Below are 13,334 nucleotides of genomic sequence, written 5' to 3'. Positions count from 1 at the left end.
GAGATGCCGAAAACCCCGATTTTCAGCCGCTGATTATTGGAAAACCAAGGCATAGCCTTGGTTTTCTGCCCTCACGGGCGCACCTCTCCCGCAGCAGGCAATAATTGCCGGCGCACCATCCACAGATTCGACAGCGCGAACAGTGTGGTCAATTGCGCCGTATTCTTGGCCAGGCCACGGAAGCGGGTCTTCACATAACCGAACTGACGCTTGATCACCCGAAACGGATGTTCGTATGCGCCCCATAAAGCCCACATTCCAAGTCGAAATCTGATGCTCGAAGCTGTGCTCCTCAACTCTTTCAGGAGCCAGTACCTCATGATGCGACCCGATGCAAAAGTGGAAAAAGTCTACCTCTACCCCAAGCCCGTAGACTTTCGAAAATCCATAGACGGTCTGACCGCGCTGGTAGAGCTGGACATCAAAGTCGCCGTGTTCGATCCGGTACTTTTTGTCTTCCTCAACAAAGCCCGTAACCGCATCAAAGTGTTGTATTGGGAGCGCAACGGCTTCTGTCTTTGGCTCAAACGCCTTGAATCCGAACGTTTCAAAACCTCCCCTGACGTCACCGATGAAGCCATTGTGCTGACGGCTCAGGAACTGAACTGGTTGCTCGACGGTTTTGACCTGTGGCGCAACCGTCCGCATCAGGTTTTGACGCCGCGATTTGTCGCATAGTTGGATATAATCCGGGCCATGATTTCCATGCCCGACGACCTCCCTGATGATCCGGTTCTGCTCAAGCAAATGCTTGTGCAGATGCTCAGTGAGCGTCAGGTGGACAAAGACCAGATTGTTGACCTGAAAGAGCAGATCAAACTATGGCGTGAACGTTTTTTCGGGCGTAAGTCAGAGCAAACCGTCGATCCGCAGACGCCGCAGCTCGTGCTCTTTAATGAACCCGAAAGCTTTGCGGTTCCGGTCTCCGACACCTCTGACGAAGAAGTCGTTGCCCCGACTAAACGCCGAGGTAAACGTAAACCACTATCAGCCGATCTGCCTCGGATCGAGGTCATCCACGAACTACCCGAACACGAACTGACTTGCGGCTGCGGTTGCCGCAAACACGCCATCGGCAAAGAAACCAGCGAGCAACTGGACATCGTGCCGATGCAGATCCGCGTCATCAAACATATCCGCAAGGTCTACGGCTGCCGGGGCTGCGAAACAGCACCGGTCACTGCCGACAAACCCGCGCAATTGATCGAAAAGAGCATGGCCAGTCCAAGCGTACTGGCCATGCTGCTAACGACTAAATACGTCGATGGTCTGCCGCTGCACCGCTTTGAAAGTGTGCTGAGCCGACACGGCATCGAGATCCCTCGGCAAACGCTGGCTCGCTGGATTATCCAGTGCAGCGAACACTTCCAGCCACTGCTGAATTTGATGCGTGACCGCCTGCTGGAAAGTCCGGTCATCCACTGCGATGAAACCCGTGTCCAGGTGTTGAAAGAGCCGGATCGAGATCCGACCAGCCAATCCTGGATGTGGGTGCAAGCCAGCGGCCCGCCAGATCGTAAAGTCGTGTTGTTTGACTACACGTCCAGTCGTGCGCAGGAGGTGCCGTTACGGCTGCTGGAAAGTTATCGCGGTTATGTCATGACCGACGACTACGCCGGCTATAACGCGTTGGCGTTGCAATCGGGTGTGGAGCGCTTGGCGTGCATGGCCCATGCACGACGCAAGTTCGTGGACGCGCAAAAAGTGCAGCCCAAGGGTAAAACCGGACGGGCCGATATCGCACTGACGATGATCAACAAGCTGTACGGGATCGAGCGTGAACTTAAGGAAGCCGATGATGAACAGCGGTTTATCGTTCGCCAGGAAAAGAGCCTGCCGATCTTGGGGCAGCTGAAAGTCTGGTTGGATAAAACCCAATCCCAGGTGACGCCGCAAAGTGCATTAGGCAAGGCGGTGCATTATCTGGCGAATAACTGGAGCCGACTGGAGCGTTATGTCGAAGCGGGTTATTTGCCCATCGACAACAACACGGCCGAAAGAGCGATCAAGCCGTTTGTCATCGGGCGCAAGGCCTGGTTGTTCAGCGATACCGTCAATGGCGCCAGTGCTAGCGCGAAGATCTACAGCCTGGTCGAGACCGCCAAGGTCAACGGCCAAGAGCCTTATACGTGGCTACGCCACGTACTAGAGCGGCTGCCGCATGCCTCGTCAGTAAAGGACTACGAGGCGCTACTGCCGTGGAACTGCTCGCCCGAAATGCCACAGTAAACCGTTGACCCACTGTTGGGCAGGTGGGGTTTATGGATCGCATACGGATGTTCGACCTTCGCACGTACCTGGGCTTTGGCCTTCTCGATCTTGCGCCTGGCCTTGTACAGCGCACTGCGTTTGCTCAAATGCTTGTAGGTGCTGCGTCGCGCAGCGATCTGCCAGATCACTTGCCGACCGTCGTGCTCAGGCCGTTTCTCTACGCCGGTGTAACCGGCGTCAGCACAGACAACGTTCTCGCCACCGTGCAACAGATGGGCAACTTCCGTCACGTCAGCCACGTTGGCGGCTGTGCCATGGACATGATGTACCAGGCCCGATTCTGCGTCGGCTCCGATATGCGCTTTCATGCCGAAGAAGTACTGGTTGCCTTTCTTCGTCTGGTGCATTTCAGGATCGCGTTTGCCTTCCTTGTTCTTGGTCGAACTGGGTGCGTGGATGATAGTAGCGTCGACAATGGTACCCTGGCGCAACGACAGGCCCTTGTCTCGCAGATAATTGTTTATGGTTTCCAAAATGCCCGCCGCCAACTGATGCTTCTCCAGCAGGTGCCGGAAGTTCATGATCGTCGTGTCTTCGGGGATCGGAGCGCTGAGCGTCAGACGAGCAAACTGGCGCATCGAAGTGATCTCGTACAGCGCCTCTTCCATGGCTGGATCGCTCAACGAGAACCCGTTCTGCAGCAGGTGAATACGCAGCATGGTTTCCAGTGGATACGGCTTGCGGCCACCGCCAGCCTTAGGGTAATGCGGCTCGATCAACGCCACCAACCCGCTTCACGGCACCACCTGTTCCATCTCGGCCAGGAAACGCTCGCGACGGGTTTGCTTGCGCTTACCGGCGTACTCGAAATCGGAAAAGCTCATCTGGCTCATGGGATGGCGGGCTTGTAGAGGGCAGTTGGACGGAGGGCTATTTCAGCACAGGTCAGATGGCCTGTGCTGACTTGATCGGAGAATCCCTAAGGCCAATTGACGGACTCTGAATAAAAACCCGCGTTTCTCTCGAAGACGGGGTTTTCTCTGCTCGGACGATCAATCAAGCCGAGGTCGTGCTACCCGCCATGCGCCGCAGGACATGCCCCTGGCCTTTGACGCAATGCAGGATCACCGCCGCTACATGGCCCACGATCAGTACCAGCAAGGTCCAGCCCAGCAGGCTGTGGAAGCTGTTGCCCAGGTCGGTCATCCACTGGATCTTCGGCCCTTCGAAACCGCTCATCACCGGCAGCCCAAAGGCGGAAAACGCTCGCCCGGAACCGTACTGGCGCAGCAGGCCGAGAAACGGGATGGCGAACATGCCGGCATACAGCAACCCATGCCCCAGACGCGCGGCCAGGTTCAGGCTCGGCGGCCGACGATGGCGGTTCAGCAGGCTCCAGAGCAGCCGCACCAGCAACAGCCCCATCAATAGCAGCCCCACTTGCTTGTGGGTCGGCCAGAGGAACTTGTCCAATGCCGAATCCTCCAGCAGGTAATGGGCAGCGGTCGTGCAATAGATCCAGGCAAAGGCCAGCGCCATGGCCCAGTGCAACCCACGACTGAGCGCGCCGTAACGCGCCTTGGAGTCGTTCATTTCAATACGGCTTTGCATGACATCCACTCAGGCTTAATCAACGAACCGGCAATTTTACCCAGCCCGGGGATCGTACTGGGCCGAAAAACTTTAAATGATGTAACGACAACATCCTTTGGGTGATTACTCCACACACGGGGGCTCATTAAAAACGCCAACTTAAAGCCAGAAACTTCAAGCGACTTTCCAGACTCGTCCCATATTAGCGTTTGCGCGCCCTTTGCTAGGTTGAGCGCCACTTCGCACCCGGGCCAGGTATGGCGCGGGCCTGGCCTCTCTCACGCTTAAGGATGAGCCTATGTTCGCGCCGGCCGACACTGCGCATTTCGTGCTGTCCATCCTTGCCGTTCGCCACGACTTCAAGGTGCTGGCCTTCAAGGGTCACGAAGCCATCAGCGAGCTGTATGCAATTCATGTCGAGCTGGTTTCGGACAACCCCAATGTCGATCTGGAAAGCCTGCTCAACCGGCCGGCGTTCCTACAGTTCGGCCTCAAGGGTGAAGGCATTCATGGGCTGATCGACGATATCGAAGTCGGCGACAGCGGCAAGCGCATGACCCGCTATCACCTGATCCTGCGCCCTCACCTGTACCAGTTGCAGCACCGCCACAACCAGCGGGTCTACCAGAACCTGACAGTGCCGCAGATCATCGCCAAGGTGCTCAAGGAACACGGCATCCTCGCCGACCAATACCGCTTCAACATTGCTCCCAAGCCTTCAGTGCCCAGGGTGTATTGCGTGCAATACGGGGAGACGGACTTCCAGTTTCTACAACGCCTGTGCTTTGAAGACGGCATTCACTGGCACCACGAACACAGCCTCGACCAGCACCTGCTGGTGTTTTCCGACAACCAGACCGACTACCCGATCCTCGCCACCGCGCGCTATCAGCAAGGCAGCGGCCTGGCCGCCGAAGACCCGGTGGTCAGCCATTTCGCGGTGCGTTTCAGCACCCGCACCAGCCAGGTGGTGCGCCGCGACTACAACCTGAAAAAGCCCGACCCGCGCAGCGCCTCCAGCGGCGCTAAACTCGATCCGGTGCCCAGCACCTTGCACAGTGCTGTGCGCAGCGAGGCCACCCCGGTGCTGGAAGACTATCGCTACCCCGGCCGCTACAGCACCGGCGCGGTGGGCAAGCAGTTGAGCCAGATCGCCCTCGAAGGCCACCGCGCCGACTACCAATTGGCCAAGGGGCAGAGTGATCTGTCGACCTTTCGCTGTGGCCATCTGGTCACCCTCAGCGAGCACCCGCGCGGCGAATACAACCAGATGTGGTTGCTGGTCAGCGTCGAGCACGAAGGTCGACAACCGCAGGTGCTGGAAGAGTCGGTCACCAGCGACGACCGCCACGACGGCTTTACCCAGGGTTACCGCAACCGCTTCAGCGCCATCCCCTGGGACACCTTCTTTCGGCCGCAAGAGCCGGCCCCCAAGCCCCGCCTGAGCAGCCAGACCGCGCTGGTGACCGGTCCTGCGGGGGAGGAAATCTGGTGTGACGAACACTCAAGGATAAAGATTCAGTTTCATTGGGACCGCGAGGGTGAGCGCAACGAGTTCTCCAGCTGCTGGGTGCGGGTGGCCACCAGCTGGGCCGGTGAAGGTTTTGGCCACGTGATCATCCCGCGCATCGGCATGGAAGTGCTGGTGAGCTTTATCGGCGGCGACCCTGAGCAGCCCCTGGTCACCGGCTGCGTGCCGAACCAGCACACACCGGTGCCCTACCCGCTGCCGGCGAACAAGACCCGCAGCGTGTTCAAGAGCAACAGCAGTCCGGGTGGAGGCGGCTATAACGAGTTGCGCATCGAAGACCGCAAAGGACAGGAGGAGATCTACGTTCACGCACAAAAAGACCAGAACATCCATGTCAATAACGACGAGACAGTCTCTATTGGCAATGACCAGACCATTGGTGTGGTGCGTGATCGCATCACCTCCATTGGTCAAGACGAAACCCATACGGTCAGCCGCAATCGCAAGGAGCACATCCGTCAGGATGTGTTCGTCACCATTGATCGCAACGAAGTCCGCAAGATCGGAAACACGCTCAAGGAAGACATCACCGCCAGCCATTGGGTGACGGTCGGTGAAAACGAAAAAATCGTGATCGAGGGCGTGCAGTCCATCGAAGCCAAGACCGCGTTGCGAACCTTGACCCAGGAGCATCAACTGCAAGGCACCGAGCGCATTCTGATTCGTGGGCCGGCAGGCAAGATCCTACTCGATGCCAGCGGGATAACCCTTGAGGCGCCCAACATCCGGCTCAAAGGCAACGTCAGCATCGTTGCCCCTGGCGGTGATCAGGTCCAAGCCATTGAAGCTGCGATCAACCAAGGTTCTGCGTTGATCGAAGAGTGCCCCTTCGCCAGGGGGGACAAAGCATGAGTGCCTTTCAACACCTTGATGAGCTCGCTCTGCTCAAACGTTCCAATCCCCCATCGGCTTTCGTTCTGGTCGAGGCATCGGCCGAGCGTCATCTGCTTGCACGCATGGAGTTCCATGGTGTCACCCACCGCTCACTGTGGCGTTTGGAGTCGATGAACGGCCTGGAACAACACGCGCCGCACCTGTGCCAGGTCGAGCCGGGAAGCGATTTTGATCGTTGGCTGGGCGAACACTATGATCGGCTGGCCTTGACCTGGCTGTTCAGCCGGCGACCTTTCGCCGAGTTGTGGCAACACCTGCGACGCTTCAGCAAATTCGAAGATCAGGGGCGTTTCTTCTTCCTGCGCCTGGGCCATCCGGACGCGCTGCACACCTACGTGGCCTCGCTCTCTCACGCCCCAGCCCCCCTGGCACGACTGTTTGCCGAGGGCGGCATTGAAGCACTGTATTTTCATGGGCCACACAGCGGCTTGTCGCGGTGGGTGCAACCCCTGTTCGAACAGCAAGACGACAGCGCAGCCATATTCGATGGTTGTCTGGTTTGGCATGAAGTGACGGCGAAGGTGGGTAGCTGATGGCCCTGAACACCCTGGACTTAAGCGCGATGGAGCGCATTGAGCGCGAGCAGGCAAACCGCAGGCTGACGCGCTATTTGTGCCAGACCCTGGCAGCCGTCATACCCCGCCTCCCCAGTCAGCCGGACTGTGTGCAAGGTCTGGTCAACCAGGCTGGCGTCAATGCCACAGCCGCTGGCTGCGATCAGGGTAAGTCGTACAGCAGCCACATCACCTTGAGTGTCCTGCTGGGGCTGCACTGGGAACGTGATCCGGCCTACGCACAGGTTGCTCTCATCCTCGACGATTCAGGCATGGAACAGGACATGCGCCTGGACATGGCGGTCAATACCGCGATCAAGCTGCGTCGGCAGCTTGAGTCCGTGCAGTGCTCGATGCATGAGGTGACCCTCGACATCCTGTCCATTCCCAGCGAAAAACTCGGTCACGACGCTATCTGGTCGGCGTTTCAGCGATTAGCGGCCTTGCGCGGCGTGCTAAAGGCAGCAGACGTTCTGCAACTGTTCATGCTGTACGAAGCCGATGCCTGCGAATTTCTCGGATTGGCTCCTATCAAGCGCAAGGCGCTGACCGCCTACGAGTACCGGATCTACCAGGAGATGGGCCTGCCCGTGCCGCTGCCTACCGATGATCTTCATGGCGTGGCGCGTACCAGCCTGCTGCTGTTGACTCATCACCTGCTGTTGGCCGCAAGCTTCGGTCGCTTCTACCACCTCAATCCACTGCTTAAAACCCTGCATCGCGCACTCGACGAAGTCACCGATCTGTCTGCCCGAAGCCATGCCTTGGCGACCTTCCTGCGCCAACACCAGAACATCCTGATGGAGGCCGACCATGGCTGAGAACCCTGTCAACGCCAGCTACGAAAAACTCGCCCAGGACGCGATGGATAACCAGGCACCAAGCCCCAGGGGCGTGTGCGCAGCCTGCACCGAACTGGGGGTTCCATTCGCCCTCAACGGCCCAGCGGGGCCCCGAGACGCGGACCTGCTGTTGGGCATTCCGTCCCACGAGAAGGCGGCCACCAGCGACTGGTTTACCCGCAACCCGTGGATTAACGACAAGGTTCAGAACTTCCGGGATGCCTACTTGTTGCAGGTCATCGACAGCCTGGGCGCGACCCGTGGCGAGACCTATCTGGCCGAGCTCTATGCCTTTGTCGCAGCCAAGGGTTACGAGTTCGTCTGCCTGGATGACGAAATGGACACCGAAAACTACGTCACCCCGCGCTTCTGGGCGGAAGTCGCCGGCATCCAACCAACACCGCCACACATTGCCTGCAGCAATGACAACTTCGTCTTCCATGATCGGCGGATCTATTTCTGGACCTTTACCAGCGCCCGCTACGCCGACGACCGTACCATCGGCGCCTATGGCGAACGCCCTGCGCTGCGCAGTTTCAATTGGACTATCAGCGGTCAATACGACCTGGCCAAGGCGGCCGAGGATCTGGCCCGGCACCTGCAACGGGCCAAGGACATCGACAAGACCTGGATGAAGGTCTTCGCCGTTACCGAGATCGTCTTTGGCGTCCTGGCGTTGATCCCGGTGGTGGGCATTGTGGGACGCGGCCTGTTCGGAGGCTACAAGGCCATTCGCTACACCATCGCCGCCATCGACACGGCGCTGGCCTTGAATGCCATCGGCAGCGGCAGCACCAAGCTCATCACCGGCGAAGACATCGACGTTGGGGAAAAACTCTTCGCCAGCCTGGGACAGCTTGCCGACCCCAAGGACGGCGCAGAGCGCGGGCGCCAGGTGTTCATGTTCATCAACCTGGTCATGTTGACCCCCGCGGCCTTTGGCGGGGCGCGTTGGATCTTGCGCAAGATACGCCGCGACGCTCCGGCCTCGGCCGCACTCGATGTCCAGGTCCTGAGCGAGGAGCAACGCAAGCGCCTGGGCGGCCACACCTCTGCCGAGCCCCTGGCCATCGAACTGCGCGGCAGCAAGCGCGAAGGTGGCTACAGCGCCAGGAACAGAGATCATCAGACCGGCAGCGGCGAGTGGTTCGATCGCCCTTCGCTGGACACCAACAGCAGCCAGGTTGGCTACAGCTCCCCCATGGGCAAAGCCAACTACGCGGTCATGTCCAACACCTTGCGCAACCGACTCACCATGTTGATCGTGCAGCACTGCGGCAGCCTCAAGGTGGTGGGCAGAATCGGCAAGATCGTCGGTGATGCCGGCGAGGAAGCCTTTGCCGCGACGCTGCTCCAAAAATGGGAGGTGGAGCCCAAACGCATTCTCGGCTACAGCGACAACGCCAAGGTTCCCAACCGCTTTGGCCTGTCTAACAAGAGTGGCCATGGACTCGACATGCTGGTGTGGGTCCCGCCACCGCCCTCGATCACCGTACGCGTACCTACCGATGCCGAGCGGCATTTTATTGATGGGGTCAAAGGCACGGCGCCGACCAAGACCTTAAACTTTACCGAGGACACGCTGCTGGTGATTGAAACCAAGGCAACTTTGGGCGGGGTGAGGACGCCGGGGTTTAATAAGACGCAGAAGGGAGGGGGGGCGCAAAAAATGAAGGAAATGATGAAGAAAATTCGGTTAACCCGAGAAGGATGGACACCCGAAAAAATGGTCGAAGTTGATCCAAATGTGGACAAAAAAATGAAAGCCATCAGGGACGCAGAGCGCAACGGAAAGATTGAGTACCTTCATGCACAAATATTTTTCGACTCGCAGGGAGGCTTGAACAGGCTCGTTGATAATGGCTCAGGCATACAACTTAATACGTGGTGAAAAACAATGACAAAAAACGCGATGAACAGGCTGGAAAAGAGCCTGCGCAAAACGAAGGAGTGGGCATCAGGGCGTTCTTTTCCGACAACTGACTTTGAGGAATACCTTAAAGGCCAGGGGGATATTGGAGCTGCCGTTGATGGCATCTTCGGGCTCTTTGCCTTGGGAATGCAGAAAATAAAACAAAGCCTGTTAGCTGCCGAGACAGGACAATGGAGCCTAGCTAACCAGCATATGGCCCATGGTTTTGCACGCACGTTGTATGCTGAAACAATCGATATAAAAAGATTGAAAGGTACTAATCGTGAATCTGCTGGTGATCTAGATGGTGCCACTCATCTGATGCTAGGCGCTATTGCGACGGGCCGCCCCGAACTCGTTAAACCCTATCATGAGGTGTTGTTTGCTGGCATTGAAGAAGGTTATGGAATCCGCAATGGTCACGACTTACCCCTCAGTTCCACCCTGCGCTACGCCGCCTTCGGCCAGAGCATTATCGGCGACTGGCTGGGCCAACCGCTCGACCTTGAGAAGCACGCGTTGCCCCGTGACTTGGCCTGGGGACAATTGGTCGCCAACTGGCGCAATCCCGATCCCGAAGTGCTGCTACCTGCGCTAATGCTGGCTTGCGATACCCATGTGGAGCGCATCGCTCTGACCGAGCGTGAGGATGACAGCGGAAAGTTTGAATTCGGTTCGGTTTTCCTGGCTGTTCATCCCACCGAAATCCTCGCTGTCTTGCGTCTGCGTGACCTACTTGGCCTGCCTAACCCCAAAGAAATCGACCACCCCTTGATGAAGACGCCTTACGCCGCGATCACTTGCCTGCCGGGGGCCGTCACCGAGCGCGACGAGTTGCTGGAGCAGTTTCTGGCCGTTGTACGTCAGCGTGATCCGCAGGTTTTGCCCGTGGGGCTGTGAATGCAAATGCCGCGGCCCTGATCGAAAGGGGCAGCCCAAACGCATTCTCGGCTACAGCGACAACGCCAAGGTCCCCAACCGCTTCGGCCTGTCCAACAAGAGTGGCCATGGACTCGACATGCTGGTGTGGGTCCCGCCACCGCCCTCGATCACCGTACGCGTACCTACCGATGCCGAGCGGCATTTTATTGATGGGGTCAAAGGCACGGCGCCGACCAAGACCTTAAACTTTACCGAGGACACGCTGCTGGTGATTGAAACCAAGGCAACTTTGGGCGGGGTGAGGACGCCGGGGTTTAATAAGACGCAGAAGGGAGGTGGGGCGAAAAAGCTCAAGGAACTGATAGATAAAATAGAATCAGAAAGAGGAGGATGGACACCCGAAAAAATGGTCGAAGTTGATCCAAATGTGGACAAAAAATGAAAGCCATTAGGGGAACGCAGCGCAACAAAAAAATCGAATACCTCCACGCACAAATATTCTTCGACTCCCAGGGAAGTTTAAGCAAATTAGTTGGCGATGGCTCTGGGATTCAACTCAATACGTGGTGAAAAAAATGGCAAAAACCGCTATGAGTAGACTGGAAAAAAGTCTTCGAAAAACAAAGGAATGGGCATCAGGCCGCTCTTTTCCGACGACTGACTTTGAGGAATACCTAGAAGGTCAGGGGGATATTGGAGCTGCCGTTGATGGAATCTTCGGACTCTTTGCATTAGGGATGCAGAAAGTAAAAAAAAGCCTTTTGATTGCAGAGACAGAACAATGGAGCTTGGCCAACCAGCATCTGACCCATGCTTTTGCACGGATGGTGTATGCAAAAGCAATAGATATAAAAAATGTCAAAGGTACTCACGATGAAACAAGTGGAGACCTGGATGGTGCCACTCACCTGATGCTAGGGGCTATCGCTACAGGGCAGCCCGAACTGGTAAAGCCCTATCATGAAACATTGTTCGCAGGTATCGAGGGCGGTTATGGCATTCGTGACGGTCATGACCTACCCCTCGGTACCACCCTGCGCTACGCCGCCTTCGGCCTGAGCATTATCGGCGACTGGCTGGGCCAACCCCTCGATCTGGAGAAGCACGCCTTGCCCCGTGACTTGGCCTGGGGGCAATTGGTGGCCAACTGGCGCAATCCCGATCCCGATGTGCTGCTACCTGCGCTACTGCTGGCTTGCGATACCCACGTGGAACGTATCGCTTTGACCGAGCGCGAGGATGACAGCGGAAAGTTTGAATTCGGTTCGGTTTTCCTGGCTGTTCATCCCACTGAAATCCTTGCTGTCTTACGTCTGCGTGACCTACTTGGCCTGCCTAACCCCAAAGAAATCGACCACCCCTTGATGAAGACACCCTACGCCGCGATCACTTGCCTGCCGGGCGCCGTCACCGAGCGCGACGAGTTGCTGGAGCAGTTTCTGGCCGTTGTGCGTCAGCGTGATCCGCAGGTTTTGCCGGCGGGGTTGTGAGTGATGAGTACACGACAACACCTTCAATGAAAAGGAGGCAAACATGTCCGGACGAGGTGCAATCCGCTTGGGCGACAATCACTCAGGCGGGGGAAGCATGATTGAAGCCAGCGGCTTTCCGGTGAATGGCATTGCCCAATGCCTGCTCGGCGATAAAGCCCTTTGCCCGACTCACCTGGGTACTTATGCCCTGGTGTCCGGTGGTGACGGCAGCGCGATCCATAATGGCCGCCCGATGGCATTTGAACCCGCGACACTGGCCTGTGGCTGCAGCGTCATGTCCTCTTGTACAGCCCAGTATGCGAAGGCCTGAGGGAGCCCGCCCATTGATGAAAAATACAGTCGATGCCCGCGGCGAAAAAGCGGCTCAAGACAAGGTATCGCACTCAGTCTTACGGGCATCTTGCTTTTACATCTCGGAAAAACACGGCTCTTGCGGTGACGAACTGGCATCCATATAGTGACGCCCGTCGCTGCCAATTCAGCGACCTGACTTGGCCGTCAGTATCCTAAGCGCACAGGCGCTACCCATAACAAGGCAAGCGCTTTTTTGCGCTCGCACGTTCGTGTTATGGCGACTGTGCGTGGGACACCTTCGGGTGTGCCGGGATGCTTAGGTCCGGTCGGCCAACCCGCGTACAGTTGCCACCCTCCCTCGTTTGGCCGCGATTGGTGGTAGCTACCTAAGTTATGGAGCGTCACCGTTATGGATTACCAAGCTTTCACCTCCTCCAGCACCACCGACCACCCTGTCGCCTTTATCAACCCTCAAGCGCCCTTGCTTGATCTGCTGATCTACGCCGGCTTGCGCATCCGCGCTGCGCGCGACCTGCTGGACAGTGTCTCCGGCATGACCCGCCGCAACGCCGACGACCTCGATCTGATGCGTTTCTCCAGTGTGGCCACCTTGTTGTTGCAGGACGGATGTGACGTGTTGCACGTAGCAGAACAACAAGCCATGGACTTAGCTGAGCCTTAACGCCGGTAGCCTTGCGACAGGGGTGATGAAGAGCGTGGCCGCGTAAACCTGAATCGTCACCCAGGATGAGTGACTCGTTCACGTATGTAAAAAACCCCGCGCTTCTCTCGAAGGCGGGGCTTTTCTGTGGCCTGGACAGCTTAGTGCGCGTAGGTCAGCAACAGCTCGGTCGGGGCCTTGAAATCCACCGACATCATCACGCTCAGCGCGGTGATGGTGAAGATCGAGAACACAAAGAGCTTGCGCGCCCACACGGTGTCATCCACCGCCTTGTAGCCGGTCCAGGCCATGTACAGCCAGTACATGCCCATCGCCGCTGCTACCGCCAGGTAGCTCATGCCGGCGTAACCGCTGAAGGTCAGCATCAGGGTCGCCACCAGGAATGCCAGGATGTAGAGCAGGATGTGCTTCTTGGCCACGCGAATACCACGTTTTACCGGCAGCAC

12 protein-coding genes and 3 pseudogenes are annotated in these 13,334 nt (G+C 57.6%); 11 read left to right on the top strand and 4 right to left on the bottom strand.

The window, feature by feature from the left end:
- Positions 1-71: 71 nt before the first annotated feature.
- Positions 72-233: pseudogene (locus tag PLD_RS06210) on the bottom strand (transposase); the annotation flags it as partial.
- A gap of 40 nt (positions 234-273) precedes the next feature.
- Here PLD_RS06210 and tnpB point away from each other — a divergent pair.
- The gene (tnpB, locus tag PLD_RS06205; RefSeq protein WP_256674562.1) at positions 274-678 is read left to right on the top strand and encodes an IS66 family insertion sequence element accessory protein TnpB; all 405 of its coding nucleotides are present in this window, start codon (positions 274-276) and stop codon (positions 676-678) included.
- An 18-nt stretch (positions 679-696) separates the two neighbouring features.
- Complete coding sequence (locus PLD_RS06200; protein WP_159890882.1) at positions 697-2,229, top strand: IS66 family transposase; 1,533 nt, start codon at positions 697-699, stop codon at positions 2,227-2,229.
- Positions 2,230-2,258: 29 nt separating this feature from the next.
- On the opposite strand, the pseudogene PLD_RS06195 reads toward PLD_RS06200, so the two are convergent.
- Positions 2,259-3,104, bottom strand: a pseudogene (locus PLD_RS06195) (IS5 family transposase); the annotation flags it as partial.
- Positions 3,105-3,267: 163 nt separating this feature from the next.
- A complete protein-coding gene (locus PLD_RS06190; RefSeq protein WP_159890880.1) occupies positions 3,268-3,822 on the bottom strand; it encodes a cytochrome b in 555 nt (184 codons plus the stop codon).
- A gap of 280 nt (positions 3,823-4,102) precedes the next feature.
- Here PLD_RS06190 and tssI point away from each other — a divergent pair, with 280 nt between their 5' ends.
- From tssI to PLD_RS06145, 9 genes are all read left to right on the top strand, one after another.
- Complete coding sequence (tssI, locus tag PLD_RS06185) at positions 4,103-6,187, top strand: type VI secretion system tip protein VgrG (protein ID WP_159890878.1); 2,085 nt, start codon at positions 4,103-4,105, stop codon at positions 6,185-6,187.
- Complete coding sequence (locus PLD_RS06180) at positions 6,184-6,762, top strand: DUF4123 domain-containing protein (RefSeq protein ID WP_159890876.1); 579 nt, start codon at positions 6,184-6,186, stop codon at positions 6,760-6,762. Before tssI ends, PLD_RS06180 begins: the two co-directional genes overlap by 4 nt.
- Entirely contained in the window at positions 6,762-7,604 is an 843-nt protein-coding gene (locus PLD_RS06175) for a hypothetical protein (RefSeq protein ID WP_159890874.1), read from the top strand. The genes PLD_RS06180 and PLD_RS06175 overlap by 1 nt, the downstream gene beginning before the upstream one ends.
- Positions 7,597-9,516, top strand: coding sequence for a hypothetical protein (locus PLD_RS06170; RefSeq protein ID WP_159890872.1), 1,920 nt, complete (start codon positions 7,597-7,599; stop codon positions 9,514-9,516). The genes PLD_RS06175 and PLD_RS06170 overlap by 8 nt, the downstream gene beginning before the upstream one ends.
- Positions 9,517-9,522: 6 nt before the next feature.
- Positions 9,523-10,437 carry a hypothetical protein gene (locus PLD_RS30615; protein WP_256674561.1) on the top strand — a complete coding sequence of 305 codons (915 nt, stop codon included), beginning with the start codon at positions 9,523-9,525 and terminating at the stop codon, positions 10,435-10,437.
- Positions 10,438-10,555: 118 nt separating this feature from the next.
- Complete coding sequence (locus tag PLD_RS06160; protein WP_159890870.1) at positions 10,556-10,861, top strand: hypothetical protein; 306 nt, start codon at positions 10,556-10,558, stop codon at positions 10,859-10,861.
- 148 nt (positions 10,862-11,009) lie between these two features.
- On the top strand, positions 11,010-11,909 hold the full coding sequence (locus PLD_RS30610; protein ID WP_256674560.1) for a hypothetical protein: 900 nt from the start codon (positions 11,010-11,012) through the stop codon (positions 11,907-11,909).
- 43 nt (positions 11,910-11,952) lie between these two features.
- Positions 11,953-12,222 (top strand): PAAR domain-containing protein, encoded by a 270-nt coding sequence (locus PLD_RS06150; RefSeq protein ID WP_159890868.1) that lies wholly within the window; start codon positions 11,953-11,955, stop codon positions 12,220-12,222.
- Positions 12,223-12,615: 393 nt separating this feature from the next.
- Entirely contained in the window at positions 12,616-12,888 is a 273-nt protein-coding gene (locus tag PLD_RS06145) for a hypothetical protein (protein WP_159890866.1), read from the top strand.
- Positions 12,889-13,028: 140 nt separating this feature from the next.
- Here PLD_RS06145 and PLD_RS06140 read toward each other — a convergent pair.
- Positions 13,029-13,334 (bottom strand): annotated as a pseudogene (locus tag PLD_RS06140) (protoheme IX farnesyltransferase); the annotation flags it as partial.

The organism is Pseudomonas sp. LD120 (assembly GCF_009861525.1).
In the GTDB taxonomy this organism is placed as follows: Bacteria; Pseudomonadota; Gammaproteobacteria; order Pseudomonadales; family Pseudomonadaceae; genus Aquipseudomonas.
The sequence above is the reverse complement of the archived record's forward strand: the minus strand, read 5'-3'. Positions and strand labels throughout refer to the sequence as shown.

Excerpts from the sequence above, each read along its gene's own strand:
- tnpB (WP_256674562.1), top strand. The coding sequence starts at position 274 with ATGCTCGAAGCTGTGCTCCTCAACTCTTTCAGGAGCCAGTACCTCATG.
- PLD_RS06200 (WP_159890882.1), top strand. The coding sequence starts at position 697 with ATGATTTCCATGCCCGACGACCTCCCTGATGATCCGGTTCTGCTCAAG.
- PLD_RS06190 (WP_159890880.1), bottom strand. The coding sequence starts at position 3,822 with ATGCAAAGCCGTATTGAAATGAACGACTCCAAGGCGCGTTACGGCGCG.
- tssI (WP_159890878.1), top strand. The coding sequence starts at position 4,103 with ATGTTCGCGCCGGCCGACACTGCGCATTTCGTGCTGTCCATCCTTGCC.
- PLD_RS06180 (WP_159890876.1), top strand. The coding sequence starts at position 6,184 with ATGAGTGCCTTTCAACACCTTGATGAGCTCGCTCTGCTCAAACGTTCC.
- PLD_RS06175 (WP_159890874.1), top strand. The coding sequence starts at position 6,762 with ATGGCCCTGAACACCCTGGACTTAAGCGCGATGGAGCGCATTGAGCGC.
- PLD_RS06170 (WP_159890872.1), top strand. The coding sequence starts at position 7,597 with ATGGCTGAGAACCCTGTCAACGCCAGCTACGAAAAACTCGCCCAGGAC.
- PLD_RS30615 (WP_256674561.1), top strand. The coding sequence starts at position 9,523 with ATGACAAAAAACGCGATGAACAGGCTGGAAAAGAGCCTGCGCAAAACG.
- PLD_RS06160 (WP_159890870.1), top strand. The coding sequence starts at position 10,556 with ATGCTGGTGTGGGTCCCGCCACCGCCCTCGATCACCGTACGCGTACCT.
- PLD_RS30610 (WP_256674560.1), top strand. The coding sequence starts at position 11,010 with ATGAGTAGACTGGAAAAAAGTCTTCGAAAAACAAAGGAATGGGCATCA.
- PLD_RS06150 (WP_159890868.1), top strand. The coding sequence starts at position 11,953 with ATGTCCGGACGAGGTGCAATCCGCTTGGGCGACAATCACTCAGGCGGG.
- PLD_RS06145 (WP_159890866.1), top strand. The coding sequence starts at position 12,616 with ATGGATTACCAAGCTTTCACCTCCTCCAGCACCACCGACCACCCTGTC.